This is a genomic window from Arthrobacter sp. BPSS-3, from assembly GCF_044628475.1.
In the GTDB taxonomy this organism is placed as follows: Bacteria; Actinomycetota; Actinomycetes; order Actinomycetales; family Micrococcaceae; genus Arthrobacter.
In genome coordinates this window covers 72215-95837 of the sequence record NZ_JBIMMV010000005.1, presented here as the reverse complement: position 1 = coordinate 95837, position 23623 = coordinate 72215, and the positions used below count along the sequence as shown (strand labels likewise).

General features: G+C 66.3%; 20 protein-coding genes and 2 tRNA genes. 16 read left to right on the top strand and 6 right to left on the bottom strand.

The genetic code is table 11. The annotated features are described in order from the left end of the window. Positions 1-12 precede the first annotated feature (12 nt). Entirely contained in the window at positions 13-150 is a 138-nt protein-coding gene (gene rpmH / locus ACFVY3_RS09670; RefSeq protein WP_003800212.1) for a 50S ribosomal protein L34, read from the bottom strand. Between the two features lie 465 nt (positions 151-615). Here rpmH and dnaA point away from each other — a divergent pair, with 465 nt between their 5' ends. From dnaA to ACFVY3_RS09610, 12 genes are all read left to right on the top strand, one after another. Further along, a complete protein-coding gene (gene dnaA, locus ACFVY3_RS09665; protein ID WP_290257109.1) occupies positions 616-2037 on the top strand; it encodes a chromosomal replication initiator protein DnaA in 1422 nt (473 codons plus the stop codon). 570 nt (positions 2038-2607) lie between these two features. After that, complete coding sequence (dnaN, locus tag ACFVY3_RS09660; protein WP_400159565.1) at positions 2608-3732, top strand: DNA polymerase III subunit beta; 1125 nt, start codon at positions 2608-2610, stop codon at positions 3730-3732. Positions 3733-3776: 44 nt separating this feature from the next. Beyond that, the gene (gene gnd, locus ACFVY3_RS09655; protein ID WP_290257107.1) at positions 3777-4661 is read left to right on the top strand and encodes a phosphogluconate dehydrogenase (NAD(+)-dependent, decarboxylating); all 885 of its coding nucleotides are present in this window, start codon (positions 3777-3779) and stop codon (positions 4659-4661) included. Positions 4662-4683: 22 nt separating this feature from the next. Continuing rightward, the gene (gene recF / locus ACFVY3_RS09650; protein WP_400159564.1) at positions 4684-5910 is read left to right on the top strand and encodes a DNA replication/repair protein RecF; all 1227 of its coding nucleotides are present in this window, start codon (positions 4684-4686) and stop codon (positions 5908-5910) included. Continuing rightward, positions 5907-6464: a DciA family protein gene (locus tag ACFVY3_RS09645; protein WP_364138067.1), complete on the top strand. Its 558-nt coding sequence runs from the start codon at positions 5907-5909 to the stop codon at positions 6462-6464. Before recF ends, ACFVY3_RS09645 begins: the two co-directional genes overlap by 4 nt. A gap of 436 nt (positions 6465-6900) precedes the next feature. Further along, on the top strand, positions 6901-8988 hold the full coding sequence (gene gyrB, locus ACFVY3_RS09640; RefSeq protein WP_400159563.1) for a DNA topoisomerase (ATP-hydrolyzing) subunit B: 2088 nt from the start codon (positions 6901-6903) through the stop codon (positions 8986-8988). Positions 8989-9048: 60 nt separating this feature from the next. Continuing rightward, on the top strand, positions 9049-11757 hold the full coding sequence (gene gyrA, locus ACFVY3_RS09635; RefSeq protein WP_400159562.1) for a DNA gyrase subunit A: 2709 nt from the start codon (positions 9049-9051) through the stop codon (positions 11755-11757). Further along, entirely contained in the window at positions 11754-12395 is a 642-nt protein-coding gene (locus tag ACFVY3_RS09630; RefSeq protein WP_290257102.1) for a DUF3566 domain-containing protein, read from the top strand. Before gyrA ends, ACFVY3_RS09630 begins: the two co-directional genes overlap by 4 nt. Before the next feature lie 98 nt (positions 12396-12493). Then, positions 12494-12567: transfer RNA gene (locus ACFVY3_RS09625), tRNA-Ile, on the top strand. 51 nt (positions 12568-12618) lie between these two features. Then, a complete protein-coding gene (locus tag ACFVY3_RS09620) occupies positions 12619-12741 on the top strand; it encodes a DLW-39 family protein (protein WP_400159561.1) in 123 nt (40 codons plus the stop codon). Positions 12742-12764: 23 nt separating this feature from the next. Further along, positions 12765-12840 (top strand) — tRNA-Ala (locus ACFVY3_RS09615). Between the two features lie 111 nt (positions 12841-12951). Beyond that, entirely contained in the window at positions 12952-13866 is a 915-nt protein-coding gene (locus ACFVY3_RS09610) for a DMT family transporter (protein WP_400159560.1), read from the top strand. A 22-nt stretch (positions 13867-13888) separates the two neighbouring features. Here ACFVY3_RS09610 and ACFVY3_RS09605 read toward each other — a convergent pair whose 3' ends face one another. Next, positions 13889-14764 carry a glycosyltransferase gene (locus ACFVY3_RS09605; RefSeq protein ID WP_400159559.1) on the bottom strand — a complete coding sequence of 292 codons (876 nt, stop codon included), beginning with the start codon at positions 14762-14764 and terminating at the stop codon, positions 13889-13891. Between the two features lie 138 nt (positions 14765-14902). Continuing rightward, positions 14903-15901, bottom strand: coding sequence for a hypothetical protein (locus ACFVY3_RS09600; RefSeq protein WP_290257098.1), 999 nt, complete (start codon positions 15899-15901; stop codon positions 14903-14905). A 154-nt stretch (positions 15902-16055) separates the two neighbouring features. On the opposite strand from ACFVY3_RS09600, the gene ACFVY3_RS09595 reads away from it, so the two are divergent. Together ACFVY3_RS09595 and ACFVY3_RS09590 are read left to right on the top strand one after the other, a co-directional pair. Continuing rightward, positions 16056-16601, top strand: coding sequence for a peptidylprolyl isomerase (locus tag ACFVY3_RS09595; protein WP_400159558.1), 546 nt, complete (start codon positions 16056-16058; stop codon positions 16599-16601). Positions 16602-16609: 8 nt separating this feature from the next. Beyond that, the gene (locus ACFVY3_RS09590; protein ID WP_400159557.1) at positions 16610-17506 is read left to right on the top strand and encodes a rhomboid family intramembrane serine protease; all 897 of its coding nucleotides are present in this window, start codon (positions 16610-16612) and stop codon (positions 17504-17506) included. A 1303-nt stretch (positions 17507-18809) separates the two neighbouring features. On the opposite strand, the gene ACFVY3_RS09585 is transcribed toward ACFVY3_RS09590, so the two are convergent. Further along, entirely contained in the window at positions 18810-19442 is a 633-nt protein-coding gene (locus ACFVY3_RS09585; protein ID WP_400159556.1) for a DNA-3-methyladenine glycosylase I, read from the bottom strand. A gap of 141 nt (positions 19443-19583) precedes the next feature. After that, positions 19584-19835: a cell division protein CrgA gene (locus ACFVY3_RS09580; RefSeq protein ID WP_290257094.1), complete on the bottom strand. Its 252-nt coding sequence runs from the start codon at positions 19833-19835 to the stop codon at positions 19584-19586. 274 nt (positions 19836-20109) lie between these two features. Here ACFVY3_RS09580 and ACFVY3_RS09575 point away from each other — a divergent pair, with 274 nt between their 5' ends. Next, entirely contained in the window at positions 20110-20817 is a 708-nt protein-coding gene (locus tag ACFVY3_RS09575; RefSeq protein ID WP_400159555.1) for a class E sortase, read from the top strand. A gap of 170 nt (positions 20818-20987) precedes the next feature. Then, positions 20988-21629 (top strand): aminodeoxychorismate/anthranilate synthase component II, encoded by a 642-nt coding sequence (locus ACFVY3_RS09570; RefSeq protein WP_400159554.1) that lies wholly within the window; start codon positions 20988-20990, stop codon positions 21627-21629. A 27-nt stretch (positions 21630-21656) separates the two neighbouring features. Here the strand turns inward: ACFVY3_RS09570 and pknB are convergent, their stop codons facing one another. Beyond that, a complete protein-coding gene (gene pknB, locus ACFVY3_RS09565; protein WP_400159553.1) occupies positions 21657-23618 on the bottom strand; it encodes a Stk1 family PASTA domain-containing Ser/Thr kinase in 1962 nt (653 codons plus the stop codon). Positions 23619-23623: the final 5 nt, after the last annotated feature.

Genomic DNA, 23623 nt, shown 5'->3' with positions numbered 1-23623 from the left:
ATAAGTCAGTATTTACGCCGACAGTTCGGTGCGGCCCTTGCCACGACGGGCTGCCAGGATGGCGCGGCCGGCACGGGTACGCATACGAAGGCGGAAGCCGTGCTTCTTGGCTCGACGGCGGTTATTCGGCTGAAAAGTCCGCTTGCTCACGTTAGTTACTCCAGTGGATCAAAGGTGCGCCCACCCGATCAAAAAAGGGGAAGAACTGGCCGACGCTAAGTTTTGTATGTGCCGCTACCCCGCTCCCGGTGACGCAGGCGTCTGGGAGAGCTTCAATGAAGCGAAAAGCGGACACAAAGGACTTCACAACGTTAGGGGAAAAACGGCTGAAGAGTCAAACCGGAGGGGTCGCCGGCGATCATCCCCAGCTGTGGCTAACCTGCCCCCGGGCCTGTGGATGAAGCACATCACAGGCCCCCGGAGAGAACCACAACGGTGTAATTATCCACAGGTCAGTTCCCAGCTATCTTCTGGGCTTTTCATCCCCTAGAGTGTCCCAGTAGCCCATTATCCACTGTCTGTGTACAACCCTGTGGATTACGCCGGGACCACACATCGAGTCCCGGGCGGTGCGGCTGCGGAAACGCCAGCAAGCAAGGTTTGAGGAATTCATTGATGACGGTAGACGAAGCCGACCACGCCAACACCGTCGGGAGCTCCTGGCGCCGGGTGGTCAGCCTCCTGGAAAACGACCACCGGGTTACCCCCAGGCAGCGCGGTTTTGTCATTCTCGCCCAGGCGCAGGGCCTCATCGGGTCCACCCTGCTGGTGGCCGTTCCCAACGAACTCACCCGCGAGGTGCTCCAGACCCAGGTCAAGGAAGCCCTCGACGACGCCCTGCGGGACGTCTTCTCCGACGAAATCCGCTGCGCGATCGACGTCGACACCGAACTGGTACCCCTGCACGTCGAACCCGAGGCGGCGCCGGAGCTGACCCGCACGGCCGATCCCGCCGTCGAACTCAAGCCGCAGCCCATGCTGCCGAGCACCTCACACGAATTCGGCCGGCTGAACCCGAAGTACGTCTTCGACACCTTCGTGATCGGTTCCTCCAACCGGTTCGCGCACGCGGCCGCCGTCGCCGTTGCCGAAGCCCCGGCCAAGGCCTACAACCCGCTGTTCATCTACGGTGACTCGGGTCTGGGCAAGACCCACCTGCTCCACGCGATCGGCCACTACGCCCGCCGCCTCTACAGCGGGATCCGCGTCCGCTACGTCAACTCCGAAGAGTTCACCAACGACTTCATCAACTCGATCCGCGACGACGAGGGCACCAGCTTCAAGACCACCTACCGGAACGTCGACGTCCTGCTGATCGACGACATCCAGTTCCTGGCCGGCAAGGACCGCACGCTCGAGGAGTTCTTCCACACCTTCAACGCCCTGCACAACAACAACAAGCAGGTGGTCATCACCTCGGACCAGCCGCCGAAATTGCTGGCCGGCTTCGAAGACCGGATGAAGTCCCGCTTCGAGTGGGGCCTGCTGACCGACATCCAGCCGCCGGAACTGGAAACCCGCATCGCTATCCTCCGCAAGAAGGCGCTCAGCGAAGGCCTCTCCGCGCCGGACGATGCCCTCGAGTACATCGCCTCCAAGATCTCCAGCAACATCCGCGAACTCGAAGGCGCCCTGATCCGGGTAACCGCGTTCGCCAGCCTGAACCGGCAGCCGGTGGACGTTGCCCTCGCGGAGATGGTGCTCAAGGACCTGATCACCGACGACGGCGCCCAGGAGATCACCTCGGCGCAGATCCTGACCCAGACCGCGGACTACTTCAAGCTCACCATGGAGGAGCTCTGCAGCAAGTCCCGGACCCGGACCCTGGTCACCGCACGCCAGATCGCCATGTACCTCTGCCGGGAGCTGACCGACATGTCGCTGCCCAAGATCGGCCAGGAGCTCGGCGGCCGGGACCACACCACGGTGATCCACGCCGACCGCAAGATCCGCGAACTGATGGCCGAACGCCGTGTGATCTACAACCAGGTCACCGAACTGACCAACCGGATCAAGCAGCAGCAGCGGAATTCCTAGCCCCGCATCCGCGTACTCATACCTTATTAACAGGGGGCTGTGGACAAGCCTGTGGATAGTTAAGGGGACAACCGCAGTTAATGGGCTTAAAACCCTTAAGCCGCCTGTGGATCGACGAAACGGCCAAAAATCTTGTCCCCATCCACACCCTGTTTAAAACCCGCCGGACCCACAGCTCATGAACAGGGCTTAACCGCGGATCGGCGGGCCGGGACCGGGTTATCCACAGTTTCCACAGCAGTTATTAACACTACTAATCCCAAGAAAATGAAATTCCCTCAAACAACAATCTCCCTCCACCCCACCACGGTCCGGCCCAGGCCGAACTGAGGGCCCGGCAGAAACCACAGCGATGTAAGCCGGGGATGGGAGAACCCGGATCTTGGGGCTAAGCTGTCTGCTGTGCGTCCGTCCCCGGTCCCACCGTGTCCCCGCGCCGTCCCGGCGCATCCGGGACACGTCGTCCGGGGGACCGCATGACCACCACAGACCAGCTCCGGCGGCGCCTTCGGCACCCGCCGGCCGGTCCGTTCCAGCGATGTCAGCAGCAATGAAAGGCGGCACCCTTCCGTGAAGTTCAGAGTCGAGCGGGATGTCCTGGCCGAGGCAGTGACCTGGACCGCCCGGTCCTTGTCTCCGCGGCCGCCTGTTCCGGTACTGTCCGGCCTGTTGCTCAAGGCCGAGGCGGGCACCGTGAGCCTCTCGAGCTTCGATTACGAAACCTCCGCCCGGCTGGAAATCCCGGCCGACATCAGCACCGAGGGCACCATCCTGGTTTCCGGCCGCCTGCTCGCCGACATCTGCCGCAGCCTTCCCTCCGCGCCGGTTGACATCGAAACCGACGGCAACAGGGTGACCCTCTCCTGCCGCCGAAGCAGCTTCCACCTGGCCACCATGCCGGAAACCGAATACCCGCCGCTGCCGGCACTGCCCCCGATCAGCGGCACCGTCCCCGGCGACGCCTTCGCCCAGGCGGTGTCCCAGGTCATCATCGCGGCCAGCAAGGACGACACCCTGCCGATCCTGACCGGTGTCCGGATGGAGATCGAGGATGACCTGATCACCCTCCTGGCGACCGACCGCTACCGCCTCGCCATGCGCGAGGTTCCGTGGAAGCCCGCCACCCCGGGCATCTCCACCAACGCGCTCGTCAAGGCCAAGACCCTCAACGAGGTGGCCAAGACCCTCGGTGGCAGCGGCGACATCCACCTGGCCCTGGCCGACGACGACAGCCGGCTGATTGGCTTCGAAAGCGGCGGCCGCACCACCACCTCGCTGCTGGTGGACGGCGACTACCCGAAGATCCGTTCGCTGTTCCCGGACTCCACCCCGATTCACGCCACCGTCCAGACCCAGGAGCTGGTCGAAGCCGTGCGGCGCGTCTCCCTCGTGGCCGAGCGCAACACCCCGGTCCGCCTCGCGTTCACCCAGGGCCAGCTGCACCTCGACGCCGGTACCGGCGAAGACGCCCAGGCGTCCGAGGAACTCGAATCCCAGCTCACCGGTGAAGACATCACCGTGGCCTTCAACCCGCACTACCTGATCGAAGGCCTCAGCGTCATTGAGACGAAGTTCGTGCGTTTCTCCTTCACCACGGCACCGAAGCCGGCGATGATCACGGCCCAGAAAGACGCCGACGGCGAGGACCAGGACGACTACCGCTACCTGGTCATGCCCGTCCGCCTGCCGAACTGAGCCTCCCAGCTTTACCCGTACCACCGCGCAGAAAAGAGTTCCCCGTGCACATTGGATTGATCGGCCTTGGAAAAATGGGCTTCAACATGCGCGAAAGGCTGCGGAACGGCGGCATTGAGGTCACCGGTTTCGACCGCAACCCCGAGGTCACCGACGCAGCCACCATCGACGAACTGATCGCCGCGCTTCCGGCTCCCCGGCTGATCTGGGTGATGGTCCCCGCCGGAGACATCACCGACGCCGTCATCACCGAACTCGGCGACAAGCTCGAGGCCGGTGACCTGGTCATCGACGGCGGAAACTCCCGCTTCACCGAAGACCAGAAGCACGCGGCCGCGCTGGCCGCCAAGGGTGTCCACTTCGCCGACTGCGGCGTCTCCGGCGGTGTCTGGGGCCTGCAGAACGGCTACGGCCTGATGGCCGGCGGCGACGCCGCCGACATCGAGCGCGCCCTGCCGGTCTTCGATGCACTCCGTCCCGAAGGTGACCGGGCGGACAGTTTCGTCCACGTCGGCGGTGTCGGCGCCGGCCACTACGCGAAGATGGTCCACAACGGCATCGAGTACGGCCTGATGCAGGCTTACGCCGAGGGCTACGAACTCCTGGCCGCCAAGGACATCGTCACCGATCTGCCCGGCACTTTCCGCGCCTGGCAGAAGGGCACCGTAGTGCGCTCCTGGCTGCTCGACCTCATGGTCAAGGCCCTCGACGAGGACCCGGGGCTGGAGTCGATTTCCGATTACGTCGAGGATTCCGGTGAGGGCCGGTGGACCGTCGAAGAGGCCATCGCCAACGCCGTTCCCGCCCCCGCCATCACCGCCGCGCTGTTCGCCCGGTTCTCCTCCCGCGAGGACAGCTCCCCGGCGATGAAGATGGTCTCCGCGCTGCGGCACCAGTTCGGCGGACACGCCACCCGGCCCGCCAAGTAATTTCAGGGACCCTGACCCCGGCGTGTACCTAGAGAAGCTTTCGCTGACGGATTTCCGCAGCTACGCCCAGGTTGACCTGAGCCTCGAGCCCGGGGTCACGGTCCTTGTGGGGTCCAACGGCATCGGTAAGACCAACCTGATGGAAGCCATCGGGTACCTCGCCACGTTGAGCTCGCACCGGGTCAGTTCGGACGGCCCGCTGCTGCGCTTCGGCTCCGAACGGGCCATGATCCGGGCCCGCCTGGTCCGCGGCGAGCAGTCGACGGTGCTGGAGCTGGAGCTCAACGCCGGGCGGGCCAACCGTGCCCGGATCAACCGCAGCAACCCGGTACGGGCCCGCGACATCCTGGGGATTTGCCAGACGGTGCTGTTCGCGCCCGAGGACCTGGCCCTAGTCAAGGGCGACCCGTCCAACCGGCGCCGCTTCCTCGACGAACTGCTGGTCAGCCTCATGCCGCGGCACGCCGCCACCCGCAGCGATTACGACCGGGTCCTGAAGCAGCGCAACGCACTTCTCAAGTCCGGCCGGTCTGGCAAGTTCACCGCCGGGCACGAGGCGACCCTGGATGTCTGGGACCAGCACATGGCCCGGGCCGGCGCCGAGCTGCTGCATGCGCGCCTGGAGCTGGTGGAACTGCTGCTGCCGCACCTGAAAAGTGCCTACGCCCAGCTCACGGACGGGTCCAAGGAAGCCGGTGCGGTGTACCGCTCCACGCTGGACGGAATCTTCGACGGCGACAGCGACGGCTACGATTCCGTGGCATCCGCTGTGGCCGCCGCACCGGCGGAACAGGACGAGGACCTGCGCCGGTTGACCGTGGAGGAACTCACCGAACGGTACATTCGCGCCTTTGCGGCGTCCCGCCGTCGTGAACTCGAACGGGGCATCTCCCTGGTGGGCCCTCACCGCGATGACCTGGACCTGACCCTCGGGCAGGCCCCCGCCAAGGGCTACGCCTCGCACGGCGAAACCTGGTCCATGTGCCTCTCGCTGCGGCTTGCCTCCTACTACGTCATGCTCGACGACGCCCGGACCGGCGGGTCGGCCCCCATCCTGATCCTCGACGACGTGTTTGCCGAACTCGACGTGCAGCGCCGGCGTAAACTGGCCGCTATAGTCTCCGGCGCGGAACAGGTCCTGGTGACCGCCGCCGTCGAAGGCGACATCCCGGCGGAACTCGCCGGCCGGCGGGTAAAGGTCATTCCGGGAGGCATCGATGAGCCGGACAAGCCACGTGACAGGCGATGAATAAGGACACCGACGGCGCGCTGCAGCCCGGCCGCGACCCCGACGACATCGACGCCGCCCAGGCGGCGCTCAATCGCATGCGTGACGCCGCGGCCGCGCGGGGCGAGATCCGGCGCAAGGCGCCGCCTAAGCCCGGAAGTACCCAGAAACCCGCCCGCGGCGCCGGCACCCGGGGCTTCAGCCAGTTCCATGGCAGCGGCCGGGACCCCCTGGGCCTGGGTAAGGTGGTGGGCCGGCTGGTCGCCGAACGCGGTTGGACCTCCCCGGTGGCAGTCGGCTCGGTCATGGCACAGTGGCCGGCGCTGGTCGGACCGGAAATTTCGGCACACTGCACCCCGGAAAGCTTCACCGACACCACCCTGCACGTCCGCTGCGACTCCACCGCCTGGGCCACCCAGCTGCGCCTGCTCAGCCTGAGCCTGCTGGAGAAGTTCCGCGTGGAACTCGGCGACGGCGTCGTCACCAGCATCCAGGTCCTCGGCCCCGCGGCCCCCAGCTGGCGGAAGGGTGCCCGAACCGTCAACGGCCGCGGCCCCCGGGACACCTACGGCTAGTCCGCACGCCGCGCCATACCCCTATGCCGTCCACCGGCACCGCCGCCCGAAGGTATGAAGCAGTTGTTCCAAAACCATTGAAAAATCCACAAACGGCGTGTAGGGCGCTCAGACGCCCCGGTTCGGTATAGGAACCCATCCGGAACACCCCGGGAGCATTCCAGGCGGGGCCAGTGGCCTCTCAACGGCAATTACACCCGCGTTTACCCCGCCAGAATGCGGGGTTCGGCCCTATAACACGGTAGAATCAGGGAAGATAACTGGGCGCCGATGCAACGTCGACTGAGTCCGTTTCCGACGCGGTTTCTCCTGCGTGGAATCGGTCCCGGCCAGCCATGCCGCCGGCGCCGTCAGTGACGTGCCCGTTGGCAGTGGCTGTTTCCTTGGAGACGGCCGCGGCCGGCCTTCAACGAACATAGAGGAGTCGAAAGCGCCTGTGGCTAACGACAATGCAGAAATCCCGGCAGCGGACACCGCGGACGGAACCGGCCAGGCGGCCGCGCCCGCCGAAACGGTCACTCCCCGCGAATACGGGGCCAGCGACATCACCGTTCTTGAGGGCCTGGAGGCGGTCCGGAAGCGTCCGGGCATGTACATCGGCTCCACCGGACCCCGGGGCCTGCACCACCTGGTGTACGAAGTGGTGGACAACTCGGTCGATGAGGCGCTGGCCGGGTACTGCACCCACATCGAGATCGTGCTGCAGGCCGACGGCGGCGTCAAGGTGGTCGACAACGGCCGCGGCATCCCCGTGGACATGCACCCCACCGAACACAAGCCCACGGTCGAGGTCGTCATGACCATCCTGCACGCCGGCGGCAAGTTCGGCGGCGGTGGATACGCGGTCTCGGGTGGCCTGCACGGCGTCGGCATCTCCGTGGTCAACGCTCTCTCCAGCCGCGTCAACACCGAGGTCCGCCGGCAGGGCCACGTCTGGCGGATGTCCTTCGCCGACGGCGGCAAGCCCCAGGGTGAGCTGGTCAAGGGCGAAGAGACCTCCGAGACCGGCACCACGCAGACGTTCTACCCGGACGGCAGCATCTTCGAGACCACGGAATTCGACTTCGAAACCCTCCGGGCCCGGTTCCAGCAGATGGCCTTCCTGAACAAGGGCCTGCGCATTACGCTGACCGACGAGCGCCGCGCCGCATCGGAAACCTCCAATGATGAGGACCTGAACCTCGACGCCGTCGAGACCGAGGGCGAGATTCCGGCCGAATTCCACACCGTGGTCTACCAGTACGACGACGGCCTGCTGGACTACGTCAAGCACCTCAACTCCGGCAAGAAGGTCGACGTCGTCCACGAGGACGTCATCGCCTTCGAAACCGAGGACACCGAGCGGCACATCGCCCTGGAAATGGCGATGCAGTGGACCAACGCCTACTCCGAAAGCGTCCACACCTACGCCAACACCATCAACACCCACGAGGGCGGCACCCACGAAGAGGGTTTCCGCGCCGCGATGACTTCCCTGATCAACCGCTACGCGCGCGAAAAGGGCATCATCAAGGAAAAGGACGACAACCTCACCGGCGACGACATCCGTGAGGGTTTGACCGCCGTCATCTCGGTCAAGCTGTCCGAGCCGCAGTTCGAGGGCCAGACCAAGACCAAACTGGGCAACTCCGAGGTCAGGGGCTTCGTCCAGCGCGTGGTCACCGACGGGCTCGGCGACTGGCTGGAGCGCAACCCCGGCCCGGCCCGTGACGTCATCCGCAAGGCCATCTCCGCGGCCCAGGCCCGCATGGCTGCCCGCAAGGCCCGCGACAACGCCCGCCGCAAGAGCCCGCTGGAATCCTTCGGCATGCCCGGCAAACTCTCCGACTGCTCGTCAAAGGATCCGCAGAAGTGCGAGGTCTACATCGTGGAGGGTGACTCGGCAGGCGGCTCCGCCAAGCGCGGCCGCAACCCCGAGACGCAGGCCATCCTGCCGCTGCGCGGCAAGATCCTGAACGTGGAACGGGCCCGCCTGGACAAGGCCCTCGGCAACGCCGAAGTCCAGTCCATGATCACCGCCTTCGGCACCGGCATCGGCGAGGATTTTGACCTGGCCAAGCTGCGGTACCACAAGATCGTGCTGATGGCCGATGCCGACGTCGACGGCCAGCACATCACCACGCTGCTGATGACCTTGCTGTTCCGCTACATGCGCCCGCTGATCGAGAACGGCTATGTCTACCTCGCCCAGCCCCCGCTGTACCGGATCAAGTGGTCCAACGCCCCGCACGACTACGTTTACAGCGACCGGGAACGCGACGCCAAGTTGGTGTCCGGCCAGGCCGCCGGCCGCCGCATCCCCAAGGACAACGGCATCCAGCGCTACAAGGGCCTCGGCGAGATGGACTACACCGAACTCTGGGACACCACCATGGACCCCGAGCACCGGACGTTGCTGCAGGTCACCATGGACGATGCCCTCGCGGCCGACCAGATCTTCTCGGTACTCATGGGCGAGGACGTTGAATCCCGCCGAAACTTCATCCAGCAGAACGCCAAGGACGTTCGGTTCCTCGATATCTAGCGGCTTCGGCCCCCTGCATATCCCGGACCCGATATATACCTGAAACGGAAAATATAGACTATGAGTGACGAAACACCGGAAGTCCCCGCCGAATCCGGCGCGGAGCCCGTGCTCGAAGGCAACGTCCTTGATACCGATGTGCTCACCGACCGCGTGGAGCAGGTGGACCTGCAGACCGAAATGCAGCGCTCCTACCTCGACTACGCCATGGCCGTCATCGTCGGCCGCGCCCTGCCGGATGTCCGCGACGGCCTGAAGCCGGTCCACCGGCGCGTGCTCTACGCGATGTTCGACGGTGGCTACCGCCCGGACCGCTCCTTCAACAAGTGCGCCCGCGTGGTCGGCGAGGTCATGGGCCAGTACCACCCCCACGGCGACACCGCGATCTACGACGCCCTGGTCCGCCTGATCCAGGACTGGACCATGCGCTACCCGCTGGCGCTGGGTCAGGGCAACTTCGGCTCGCCCGGCAACGACGGCGCCGCCGCCCCGCGGTACACCGAAACCAAGATGGCCCCGCTGGCCATGGAAATGGTCCGGGACATCGACGAGGAAACCGTCGACTTCCAGGACAACTACGACGGCAAGAACCAGGAACCGACCATCCTGCCGGCCCGCTTCCCGAACCTTCTGGTCAACGGGTCCTCGGGCATCGCCGTCGGCATGGCCACCAACATCCCGCCGCACAACCTCCGCGAGGTCGCCGACGGCGTGCAGTGGTACCTGGCCAACCCGACCGCCAGCCGCGAGGAACTGCTCGAGGAGCTGATCCAGCGGATCAAGGGCCCGGACTTCCCGACGGGGGCCACCATCCTGGGCCACAAGGGCATCGAGGACGCCTACCGGACCGGCCGCGGCTCCATCACCATGCGCGCCGTCGTCAACGTCGAGGAACTCCAGGGCCGCACCTGCCTGGTGGTCACCGAGCTGCCGTACCAGGCCAACCCGGACAACCTGGCGATCAAGATCGCCGAGCTGGTCAAGGACGGCAAGATCTCCGGCATCGCCGACCTCCGCGACGAGACCTCGGGCCGCACCGGCCAGCGCCTCGTGATCGTGCTCAAGCGCGACGCCGTCGCCAAGGTGGTGCTGAACAACCTCTACAAGCACACCCAGCTGCAGGACAACTTCGCGGCGAACATGCTGGCAATCGTGGACGGCGTGCCCCGCACGCTCAGCCTCGACGCCTTCATCCGCCACTGGGTTACGCACCAGATGGACGTCATCGCCCGCCGCACCCGGTACCGCCTGCGCAAGGCGGAGGAGGAAGCGCACATCCTGCGCGCCCTGCTCAAGGCCCTGGACGCCCTGGACGAGGTCATCGCCCTAATCCGCGCCTCCACCACCACCGAAGCCGCCCGCGACGGCCTGATGGAACTGCTGGAGATCGACGAACTGCAGGCCCGGGCCATCCTGGACATGCAGCTGCGCCGGCTCGCCGCCCTGGAACGCCAGAAGATCCAGGACCGGCACGCCGAACTCGAGGCCCTGATCTCCGAGTACAACGAGATCCTGGCCTCCGAGGCCCGCCAGCGGGAAATCATCAGCACCGAACTGGCCGAGATCGTGGCCAAGCACGGCGACGACCGCAAGACCAAGGTCCTGATGGGCTTCGACGGCGACATGTCGATCGAGGACCTCATTCCCGAAGAGGAAATGGTCGTCACCATCACCCGCGGCGGCTACGTCAAGCGCACCCGCAGCGACAACTACCGCTCCCAGCAGCGCGGCGGCAAGGGCATCAAGGGAGCCCAGCTGCGCGGCGACGACGTCGTCGAGCACTTCTTCGTCACCACCACCCACCACTGGCTGCTGTTCTTCACCAACCTCGGCCGCGTGTACCGGGCCAAGGCGTACGAACTGGTGGAGGCCGCCCGCGACGCCAAGGGCCAGCACGTGGCCAACCTGCTGGCGTTCCAGCCGGACGAGCACATCGCCCAGGTCCTGGACCTGCGCGACTACCAGCACGCCCCGTACCTGGTGCTCGCCACCAAGCGCGGCCTGGTGAAGAAGACCCGGCTCGAGGACTACGACACGAACCGGTCCGCCGGCGTCATCGCCATCAACCTGCGCGACGGCGACGAGCTCGTCTCGGCCCAGCTGGTCTCCGAGACCGATGACCTGATGCTGGTCTCCCGCAAGGGCCAGTCCATCCGGTTCACCGCCACCGACGAGGCGCTGCGCCCGATGGGCCGGGCAACCTCCGGCGTGACGGGCATGAAGTTCCGGGAGGACGACGAGCTGCTCGCGGCCGACGTCGTCCAGGACGGCTCGTTCGTCTTCATCGTCACCGAGGGCGGCTTCGCCAAGCGCACGGCCGTGGAGGAATACCGCCTCCAGGGCCGCGGCGGCCTCGGCATCAAGGTCGGCAAGTACCAGGAGGAGCGCGGACACCTGGTCGGCGCCCTGATCGTCCAGGAAGAGGACGAGGTCCTGGTGGTGATGGAAGGCGGCAAGGTGGTCCGCTCGTCCGTGGCCGGCGTGCCCGCCAAGGGCCGCGACACCATGGGCGTCATCTTCGCCAAGCCGGACAAGAATGACCGCATCATCGCCGTGGCCCGCAACAGCGAACGCGGCCTCGAATCCGAGGAAACAGCAGCCGAGGGCAACGCCGGAGATGAGGCTACGCTGCCGGATGACGTAACGTTGGCTGGAGAAAACGGAGCCCGCGAGGGGTCCGGAGACACAACATCAGTACCGGCCCCGGAGTCAGATGAGCCATCAGGGGATGCCGAGCTGGACGAAGACAACCCCGGAGGTAACCCGTGAGCAATTCCGACTCCTATCCCAAGTCGAGCAGTGGCCCCGGCAACGCACGGCAGCCGTCGGCGGCCCCCCGGGTGAATGCGCCGTCGCGTCCGCAGCAGCGCCCCGGCGTCGCGGGCTCCGGCCAGCGTCCCGCGGCCCCCGGCCAGCGGCCTTCCGTCCCCGGGCAGCGCCCCTCGGTCCCGGGCCAGCGTCCGGCCGGCCAGGCCAGCCGCCCGGAAACGGCCGGCGCGCGTCCCGGACAGCCCGGACTGGTCAAGCCGGCCCCCAAGGCCAAGGTGCGCCGCGCCCGCCTGCTGGTGAGCAAGGTTGACCCGTGGTCCGTGCTGAAGATGTCCTTCCTGCTCTCGGTGGCCCTCGGCATCGTCACGGTGGTCGCCGCAATCGTGCTGTGGACCGTCCTGGACCTCACCGGCATCTTCGATCAGGTGGACGGCCTCCTCGGCACCCTGGCCGGGTCCGAGAGCGGCGGCTTCGAACTGAAGAAGGTAGCTTCGCTGGGCCAGGTGGCCTCCTTCGCGGTCATCATCGCCGTGATCAACGTGGTCCTGCTGACCGCCCTGTCGATGCTCTCCGCGGTGCTGTACAACATTGCTGCCACCCTGGTGGGCGGCATCGGTGTGACCCTCACGGACGACTAGAAATACCCGTTTTGCCCGTGATTTAGCGGGTAAATGCCTCGATTTGAGATCGGGCCGGGATGTGCTGTAAAGTCATATCTCGGCCCGATGAGGCATCGGGGCGTATAGCTCAGGCGGTTAGAGCGCTTCGCTGATAACGAAGAGGTCCCAGGTTCAAGTCCTGGTACGCCCACGGAACCTGTACTGGTTCTTGTAAAGGAACGCGCAAGCGGACCGGAACGGGGTGCATGTGAAGAAGTTGCTGGTAGTTGCAGCTACGCTCGCAGGCGTCCTGGTCTACAGGAAAGTGCAGGAAGCCGAAGCCCGGAAAGCAATCTGGAGCGAATCGACCGACACGGTCGACTAGCCGGATTGGCGGGTTGCTCCGATGGGGGCATGGCGCAATTGGTAGCGCACCTGCTTTGCAAGCAGGGGGTTCGGGGTTCGAGTCCCCGTGCCTCCACCATCGAGAAGTCCCGGTCAGCGGAAACGCCGGCCGGGACTTTTGCATTATGCCTCCCTTTCCCGGATTCCGTCACGGCACTGGCCACCGCTGTGCGCGCATTAGGGTTGAGGCGTGACCTTCCTTCTCGCCGCCCTGGGCGTCCTTGGTGTGGCCTCCTCCGGCCCCCTGATCGCCGCCACCCTGGGCGCCACCACCGTCAGCGCCCTCGCCATCGCGTTCTGGCGGAACGCCATCGGTGCCGTGGTGATGGCCGGGCCCGTGCTGGTCCGCCAGCCCCGGCAGTTCGGCCGCGTCACCGGCGCCGAGTTCCGCTGGTCCCAGGCGGCCGCCGTCGCTCTCGCCCTGCACTTCGCCTGCTTCATCACCTCCCTGCAGCTCACCTCCGTGGCCGCCGCCACCGCGCTGGTCTGCCTGCAGTCGGGCTGGATTGCCGTCTTCCAGCTGTTCCGCGGCGTCCGGCACGGCTGGCAGGTCCTGGCCGGGCTGGGCCTGGCTTTCGCGGGCGTGGTTGCCATTACCGGGTTCGACATGGGGACCTCCCCGCAGGCCCTCACCGGGGACCTCCTGGCCGTCGCCGGCGGGATGCTGGCCGGCGTCTACACCCTCGCCGGCGGCAAGGCGCGGCAGACCATGAGCACGGGCGTCTACACCAGCCTCTGCTACGGCATGTGCGCCGCTGTCGTCGCCGTCCTGGCGCTGGCCAGCGGACAGCCCCTGGGCGGCTTCGAGGCGGCCGGCTGGCTGGGAATCCTCGCCATCACCGTCTGCGCGCAGCTGGTGGGCCACACGGCCTTCAACCACCTGCTGGCCACCATGAGCCCGCTGCTGGTGTCCATGATCATCCTGCTCGAAATCCCGGGTGCCGCCCTGCTGGCAGCGGCGTTCCTGGGCGAGAAGCTGCCCGCCGGGACCTATGTTGGGCTGGCCATGATCCTGGTGGGACTCGCCGTCGTGGTCCTCGGCCAGCGCCGCTCACGCGCCGTGCGGCGCAGTGCCGCCCGTCTTGCTGAGCTCGGCACGGACTAGCCCGTTCGGAATTAACTGCGGGTTACTGGCCCCCGCGGCGTACCGGCTGGGCCGTGTTCACGGTGTGCAGGGCACGCAGCAGCTTGGCCGGGAAGTACACCGAGAAGAAGACCACCATGGGTGCCTTGAGCGCCATCTTCTTGACGTTGTGGGCCTTGTAGGTCCGGTCGAAGCGGGTGACGTAGTACCGGTAGTCGCGCGGCGAGTCCTCGAGCCGTCGTGCGGACATCCCGGAGATCATCTGCGGCCAGTACTGTATCCGGAGCTCGTGGTCGGCAAGGTGCAGCGACAGGTCGATATCCTCGTGCATCTCGTCCCGCTCGTCCCGGCAGGTTTCGTCCTTGATGGTTTCCCAGGCCGAGCGGCGCAGGGCCATGTTGGAGCCGAACAGGAAGTGGTACTGGTGCTTGGCGAGCTTGAGCATTAGCTGCCGCATTTTGTCGTCGGCCTTGAGCCCGAAGCGGCGCATCGGCATGTCGTAGTAGACCACCGGGCCGGTCGCGGCTGCGACTGAGGGGTCGGCGAAAGCCTTCTGGACCTGCTCCACCCAGTCCGGCTCCAGGACCGAGTCGGCGTCGATCCGTCCGAGCACATCGCCGGTTGCATGGTTCAGGCCGAAGTTCCGCGTGGGAATCAGCCCTTGGTCACTGTCCTGGCTCATGAGCAGGATCCGGCTCTCCGGGTATTCCTGCTGCATCTGCGCGACGATGTCGGCGGTCCGGTCCTTGGACATGTTGTCCACGACGATGATCTCGTGCGCCGGAACCGACTGGTAGACGGCAGCGATGAGGCACTGCCGGATCACGCTTTCCTCGTTGTACGCCGGGATGACGATGGAGACGGCAGGCAGCAGCGCTGCATCGTCGGGGGAACCCAGCTGGGACTCTTCGCGTGACATCCCCCCAAATTTAGCATCCGGGCGGGTTGGGACCCCGGGTTGGTCGGCACAGATCGGAATAACAAAGGGAGGGCCCCGCCCGTGGCGGTGACCCTCCCTGTGTGGCCGCGGCCGCCTACTGGACGGCGGCAGCGGTGCTTACTTGGTCTTGCCCTCGTCGTTCAGGCTGGCCGCAATGTTGTTCATCGCGGTCTTGGCGTCCGTGGCGACCTTCTTATTGGCATCGGACTTCTCGGCCTCCTTGGCCGCTTCGTCAGCCTTGCTGGCGGCGGCGTCGGTGGCTTCCTTGGCGGCGTCTCCGACCTTGGACGCTGCGTCACCAAGCTTGTCGGCGGCGGCGGAGGAAGCGGAACTGACGGCGTCGGCGGCCTTGGAGGCAGCATGCTTCGCCTCTTCCTTGACCTCGGTGACCGTGGTGGCCGGAACCGGTGCCGGCGTGGCGGGCTTCACCGGGCTGGGGGTCTTCCACGGGTCTTCGACCGGCTTGGACGCCTTCCAGGCGGCGACGCCGGCGGCAACGGCGGCGGTGATGATGCCGAAGATCAGGAATCCGCGGTGCTTGGGCTTCTGCTGCTTGGCGACCTCGCCGGTCACCGCGCGGCTGGCCTCGGAGGCGGCGGCCTTGATCTGCTTGCCGGCAGCCTGTGCCTGCTCCTGCACGTTCTGGACGACGCCGGAGTCAGCGAGACGCTGGGCGACGGCGTCGACGTGGGCCGGGGCGCCCTCAAGGGTGCGGTGGACGGCGTCGGACGCGGCACCGATTTGGTCCGAGAGCTTCGGCAGGTACTCAACCACGACGCGGTCACGCGCGTTGGCGATCACCGGGGTGGCCTTGTCCAGCGCGTCGTGCAGCCGCGGGGTGGCGGCGTCGACGGCATCGTGGATCTTCGGCGCAAGCTGCGCCAGACCGTCCTGGATGCGGGGAGTGACGGTGGCGACGCCGTCGGCCAGGTTGTGGGCCGCAGACTTCAGGCCCTCCTGGATCTTCGGGGAAGCGGTATCCAGGCCCTGCTGCAAGCGCGGAACGGCCCAGTCAACGGCTGCCTCCACCCGGGGGGTGGCCCAGTCCTTGGCGTTTTCCACGGCGCTGGACACCGAGTGCTCCAGCTCACGGGCAATACGATCCGTTTTCTTCACAACTACCTCCCGATTAATGTGACGGTTCTGCAGTTAGCCTACGTGGCCGGAACTCCACCGGCTATTCTCAGCCCTTATTTCGCGGCGATTTCACCCAGCGCGGAACTCAGCCCGCGCCCCTGTACGCCGGAGGCCGCCGTGGAAGAATAGGCCCATGACTGCCATCGCAACTGCAAAAGCAACCATCCACACCAGCATGGGCGACATTGTCGTCAACCTCTTCGGCAACCACGCGCCGAAGACCGTGGACAACTTCGTTGGCCTCGCCACCGGTGAGAAGGCCTGGACCCACCCGGAGACGGGCGAGGACAAGACCGGCACGCCGCTGTACAACGGCACGATCTTCCACCGCATCATCAAGGACTTCATGATCCAGGCCGGCGATCCGCTGGGCCGCGGCATCGGCGGACCGGGCTACAAGTTCGACGACGAGATCCACCCGGAACTGAACTTCAACGAGCCCTACAAGCTTGCCATGGCCAACGCCGGCATCCAGATGGGCCGCGGCACCAACGGCTCCCAGTTCTTCATCACCACCATCCCCACCGGCTGGCTGCAGGGCAAGCACAGCATCTTTGGTGAGGTGGCCGACGAGGAGTCGAAGAAGGTTGTCGACTCCATCGAGGGTGTCCGCACCGGCATGGGCGACCGTCCGGTTGAAGACGTCGTCATCAACAGCATCGACGTCGAAAAGCTCTAGCCTCCGCCATGAGCTACGGAATCCCGTCGGCCGAGCCGTCTGCTGACGTCCCGGTATGCCCCCGCCACCCCGACCGGCCCGCCTACGTGCGGTGCCAGCGGTGTGGGCGTCCGGCATGCCCCGACTGCCAGCGGGCGGCCGCCGTCGGATTCCAATGTGTTGACTGTGTCAACGAAGCCCAGCGCTCCGCGCCGCAGGTCCGCTCCGCCTTCGGCGGGGTGGCCGCGGCAGGCCGACCGATGGCCACCCTGAGCATCATCGCCGCCTGTGCCGTTCTCTATGTCCTGCAGTGGATCGTGCCGAACGACTGGGTCTATCAGAACCTGGCCTTCGCCACGGTTTACGCCACCCCCGAGTTTGGGGCGTTCGAACCCTGGCGGATGCTGACCTCCGCGTTCCTGCACTCCCAGGGCTTCATCCTCCACATCTTGCTGAACATGTACATGCTGTGGATCTTTGGCCAGGCGCTGGAGCCCCTGCTGGGGCGGATCCGCTTCCTGGCCCTCTACCTGATCTCCGCCGTCGGCGGTTCGGTCGGTTACTACCTCCTCACCCCGGCGTACGTTCCCGGCCAGCAACTGGCCGGTGTGGTCGGCGCCTCCGGGGCCATCTTCGGCCTTTTCGGCGCCATGCTGGTGGTGCAGCGGCGCCGCGGCGGCGACACCCGGCAGCTCTGGGTCTTGATCGCGATCAATGCCGTCATCGGGTTCGTGGTGCCGCAGATCGCCTGGCAGGCCCATCTCGGCGGCCTGGTCACCGGTGCCCTCTGCGCGGCGGCCATCGCCTACGTGCCCCGCGGCCGGCGGCAGGGCGTCCTGCAATTCCTGGGCCTCCTCGTGGTGGTGGGCCTGCTGGTTGCAGCCACCGCCGTCCGCGCCGCCACCTCAGCCGCCCTGCCGGTGTAGCTGCGGCTGGGCTGGGTCCAGCTTCGGCTCCTGTTGCGGCGCCAGGACGCCTCGCACCCCGCTCTCCGCGTCGATTTCGGACAGGCGCACCGCATCCTCTCTTGCGCGCCGATTTCGGACAGGCGCGCCCCTGATCCCGCATGCGTTGGTCCGAAATCGTAGCGGTTTCCGTGGCGACTCCCTGTGGGTGGCCGGTCTGACGGTGAAACTAAGCCTGCCTCTCCACCCTCTGAGCTGATTTTGTGCCCGGAGAGGGCGCCCATGGTCCCGCACCGATTATGGACTCAGGCGGAGTTCTCGCACTTTCGCGGCGGTTTCGGACCGCGGCACTTCGGACCCGGGGTGCGCTGGTCCGGAAGCGTAGCGGATCCGCGGTCGGGTGCGGGCGGGCAACAGGAGGGACGGACGCGGCAGAAGCCGGGCGGGCGCTTTTCCACAGGGCTTATCCACATTGTTGGTAACTTACAGCCCTGTAGTTCAAGAACGAGGATGCCCATGAGCCGCCCGTGCTGGCGGAATGAAGCCAATTGGTAACAGTTACACACCGGCTCCTCCACAGCTGTGGATAACTTTTGGGGAATCCAGTGTGGGTAAGTGGACAACTTGTGGGCGTGCAGGCCCGATCTAAGCCGGAATCCACCGAAGTGACCCTGACCTGGACGTATAGATCAGATTTATAGCGGTTATGCACAGACTTTTTCACAGTGTTAATAACTCGATAGCCTAGTTACTCTCTCGTTTGCCCCTCCTCTGCGGCCTAGTTGACGCCTCAATCGAGGGCAGCGCCGCCGTTATCCCCACCTGTGGATAACTTGTGGGTACTCAGCGTGGATAAAGCGCCCCTGGGTGATGGACCTGGCTGGCAGGCGGCTGGTGAGGCCGAGTCTATTAACTGTGACCCCTGTGGGGATCACGTGGATCTCCAAGACCGCGCTGCTCCGACGCATGCAGGGCTTTCATATGGCCGTCGAAGAAGCGTGGGCCTTATCCACAGCCGTTTCCACAGTGTTAATAACTCACAGTCCTGTAAGTCGGTGGACGTAATTCACAGTCGGACCCCCTCAAGCCCCGCCAGCAGGCCGAATTTGCGGGATGGATGAGGTTATCCACTCACTGGATCCACAGCCTGTGGATAACTTTGTTATTCTTGTGCACAGCTGGGGATGAAGAAAGGGAACGATTTCAGTGCCGCGCGGCCGCGTGGAGGCACGGAGAAACGCCCGGGTGTGGCCCCAGGATCGCCCCCGTGGCGGCGGCGTTGGAGCGGCGTGAGCCCCATGGGAGACTGGGACCAAGGAACCCTCTACCGGGGCCACACTCCGGAGCTGCCCCGGCGGTGGCTGTCCATGAGGTGGGTGTCGACCATGCCGATCGCCTCCATCAGGGCGAACATCGTCGTCGGGCCTACGAAGGCGAAGCCGCGCTTGCGGAGGGCCTTCGAGAGCGCCACCGACTCGGGCGAAGTGGTGGGGATGTGGTGCAGCGCCGTCGGCTCCGGCGTCGACTCCGGTTGGAAGCCCCACACAAAGTTCACCAGCCCGCCGTCGTTCCGCAGCTCAACGGTGGCGCGGGCATTCGTAATCGCTGCCTGGATCTTGAGCCGGTTGCGGACGATCCCGGCATCCTGCATCAGCCGCTCGACGTCGCTGTCTGTGAACTCTGCAACGGTGTCCGGGTGGAATTCGGCAAAGGCGGCCCGGAAGGCCGGGCGCTTCCGCAGGATGGTTGCCCAGGACAGGCCGGTCTGGAAAGCCTCGAGGCTGATCCTCTCGTAGAGGCCCTGTTCATCGCGGACCGGGAGGCCCCACTCGGTGTCGTAATAGTCCCGGAGCAGGGGATCGGAGGAGGCCCACACGGGACGGGCCAGGCCGTCGTCGCCGATGACCGTTCCGCCGGTTGCGGTGGCGCCGGTGGTGGTGAAGGGTTCGGTACTCATGGGATTCTCCTGTCCGGGATGACTCCGAGCCTAGCGGGAGCCACTGACGTTATAACCGGGAAAGAATGGCGCCAGAACAACGCTGGCCTTAAACCAACGGACCGGCACACAGGGTGCCGGTCCGGACGCTCGAAAGAGGGGCTAGGAGCGCCAGCGGGTGGTCATCAGGAACCCGACGATGGCGATGCCGAAGCCGGCGATGATGTTGCCCGCGCCCCAGTCCTTGACCGGCAGGGTGCCTTCGCTGATGTAAAACGTGATGATCCACAGCAGGCCGATGATCATCAGGCCGAACATCACCGGCTTGAACCACACCGGGTTCGGCTTGTAGGCCTCCGCGGCGCGAGTCTGCTCGGGTGCGGCAGACCTCTTTCGGGGCTTCGACTCGGGCACGGGTCCTCCTTGGCGGGCGGCTGACGAGGCGCGAACGGCGGCTTGATATCCTGCAAAAAAGAAAAGCCGGCGGACTGCGCAATCGTGGACGGGTTTAAATCCCCACAATTCTAGCTGTTATTCAGGACACAACCGCGCGGACGACGCGGATGCAGAGGGAGGAATCACGGTGCTGCTGCAGAAAGCGGAGTCCGGACACCCTTTAGATGCATCGGGAGCGTCAGCCACGCCAGCGACGCCACGTGACTCAGGGAGCCGCTCCCCGGGCCGGTGGGTGCTGCTGATTGGCGGGGAAATGCTGGTCACCGCGGGCGTGGTGCTCCTCCTGTTCGTCGCGTGGGAGCTCTGGTGGACCAACGTCGACGCCGATTCCCGCCAGCAGGCCGCCGTCGCCGAGTTCGCCCGTTCCCTCGACGGGCCCGCGGCCCCGCCAGCCTCCGCTGCCGCGCCGGATCCCGGACCGCCGCTGGTCGCCGGGGAGCCTGCACCCGGCAGCACGATCGGCGTCGTCTATATCCCGCGTTTTGGTGAGACCTACACCCGGCCTATGGTGCAGGGAACGACGACGGCGGTGCTGGATTCCCTGGGCCTCGGCCACTACGAGGGGACGGCTATGCCGGGCGGCGTGGGCAACGTGGCCCTCGCCGGCCACCGGCAGACCCACGGGGCCGTGCTGGACGCCATCGACAGCCTGGTCCCCGGCGACCGGATCTACATCCAGACCCGCGACGGCTACTACACCTACGTGTTCCGCAACAGCCGGATTGTCCTGCCCACGGCCGTGGACGTGCTGCTTCCGGTGCCCTCCCAGCCCGGAGTGGCCCCGCGGGACCGGTACCTCACCCTCACCAGCTGCAATCCCCGGTTCGGCTCTCAGGAGCGTTTCGTCGCCTATTCGACCATGGAGGGCTGGCAGCCGGCGTCCGCCGGACCACCCGCAGAGATCGCCGCCCAGGTGGCGCGGACCAGAGGGGGCAGCTGAGACATGTACACCTGGATTTTCCGCCACCTCCCCGGCCCCCTCTGGCTGCGCATCGTCACAGCGTTGGTGCTGCTGGCCGGGGTACTGATATTGATGGTTCAGTACCTTTTCCCGTGGATGGCGCAATTCGGCCCATTCACAGATTCAACGATTGGCACGGCACGGCACCCATGAGCGCAACCAAGATCCTGGTCGTGGATAACTACGACAGTTTCGTCTACACCCTGGTGGGCTACCTTCAGGAGCTCGGCGCGGAGACCACGGTGGTCCGCAACGACGACGTCACGCTCGCCGAGGCGATTGAGATGGCGGAGGCGCGCGACGGCGTGCTGATCTCGCCCGGTCCCGGCGCCCCCGCGGAAGCCGGCGTCTGTATCGACCTGATCAAGTGGTGCGGGGAGAACAACAAGCCCATGCTCGGCGTTTGCCTGGGCCACCAGGCCCTGGCCGAGGCCTACGGCGGGACCGTCACCCACGCCCCCGAGCTGATGCACGGCAAGACGTCTCTGGTGGAACACCACGGCGGCAGCGTCTTCGCCGGGCTCCCCTCGCCGTTCACCGCCACCCGCTACCACTCCCTGGCCGCGGTCCGCGAGAGTATCCCGGCAGAGCTGGAGATCACCGCGGAGACCGGCACCGGCGTCGTCATGGGCCTGCAGCACCGCTCCGCACCGCTCTGCGGTGTCCAATTCCACCCCGAATCGGTCCTGACCGAAGGCGGCTACCTGATGCTGGGCAACTGGCTTGAGTCCCTCGGCATGGCCGGCGCCGCCGAGAGCGCCGCCGTGCTGAGCCCCCTGATCAAGCACTGACCAGCACGGTCCGGAACTACCCCACGGTCAGAGGCCGCCGAGAAGTCCGCCGGAACTGTTGTTGCCGGAGTCCTTGCCCGTTTTGGTGGGCGTCGGTGTGGGCGTGGGCGTCGGTGTCGGCGCGGGTGCCTTCGCCACGGTCACGGTGATGGTCTTGCCTTGCTCCACGGTGGAGTCCGCGGCGTCGCTCTGGCCCGTGACCTTGCCCGGTTCGACCTGGGAGTTCTCCACCTCGGTGACATTGGCGTTCAGACCCGCGTTCTTCAGTGCGGCCTCCGCCTCGGCCCGCGGCAGGCCGACGAGCTGGGGAACCATCACCTTGCCGGTGGAGACGATGATCTCGACCGTGCTTCCCACCGCCACGCTCTGGCCGGGCGCGGGGTTGGTGGTGATGACGATCCCGGCAGGAACGGTGGCGCTGTTATTCAGCGTGGTCTTTGGCGCGCCCGTCAGTCCGGTCCGCCGCAGCACGTCGCGGGCGTCCGCCTCGGTCCGGCCGGGCAGGTCCGCGGGAATCTTGATGACACTGGGTCCCTCGGAGATATTCAGCGTGATGTCCGAGTTCCGCTCCAGACTGCTGCCTGCCGACGGCACGGTTCCCACCGCGGTTCCCTTGGGAATGGTCTCGTGCTGAACGCGGCTGATCTGCGGCTTGAAACCAACGTTGTAGAGCTTCTGCAACGCCTCGGATTCACTAAGGGATGCCACAGACGGCACGTCGACCTTCGCCACCGGCGCCGGCTGCTGGTTGACCATGTTGTACAACCACAGTCCGCCACCGGCCAGGACCAGCAGGGTGAAGATGATCAGCGTCGCAATCCACATCCGGCGGCGGGACTTCTGCTGGCTGCTGGGCTCGCCTTCGGCCGGCAGGTCCAGCGGCATGCCGCCGCTGTCGGGAACCTCGAGGGCACCGACCGCAGCCCCGCCGTCGTCGTGCCCGTCCAGGGACAGGCGCCCGGTGGGCGCATCGTCAAGGAACTTCGCGCCCGTCAGGGCGAACGCCGCCGTGGGCACATCGGCCGGCGACTCGACCGTGTTCGTCGGGTCGGTGGGTGCCTCGCTGCTGGGCAAGGCCGCGACGCCGACGCCGTTGCGCGCCGCGCGCAGCGCCTGACGAAACGCGGACGCGTCCTGGAAGCGGTCCGCCCGGTTCTTCTGCAGCGCCTTCGCCAGCACGCTGTCCAACGCCGGAGAGACCTCCGGGTTGAGGCTGCTGGCCGGCTCCGCGATCTCCCGCACGTGCTGGTACGCGACGGACACCGGGCTGTCGCCGACGAACGGCGGCCGTCCCGTCAGCATCTCGTACAGCAGGCAGCCCGCCGAATACAGGTCGCTCCGGGCGTCCACGGTTTCGCCGCGGGCCTGCTCCGGGGACAGGTACTGGGCCGTCCCCACCACGGCCTGCGTCTGGGTCATGGTGGCCGAGGAATCAGCCATGGCCCGGGCGATGCCGAAGTCCATCACCTTGACGCTGTTGGTGTCCGGGCAGTACATGACGTTTGCCGGCTTGATGTCCCGGTGCACAATGCCCGCCTGGTGGCTGTACTCCAGCGCGGACAGCACGCCGAGCGCGAAGTCGACGGCCTGGTCGATGGTGACGTCCTTGGCCCGGATCAGGTCACGGATGGTCCTGCCGTCCACGTACTCCATCACGATGTACGGGACCCTGACCTGATCGTCGTGGCCGCCGGGGACCGAGTGGTCCCCGGTATCGAACACGGCCACGATCGAGGGGTGGTTCAGGGCCGCGACGGCCTGCGCCTCGCGTTTGAACCGGGCCTGGAACTGCGGATCGCGGGCCAGGTCCGGCCGCAGCAGCTTGATTGCGACGGTCCGGCCCAGCCGGGTGTCGAGGCCGCGGTACACGTCCGCCATGCCGCCGCGGCCGATCAGCTCACCCAGCTCATAGCGCCCGCTGAGGACGCGCCGGGTGTTCGCCGTGCCGCTGTCCTCCCGGTGCGAAGGAGTTCGGGGTGAGGTGGTCACAACGG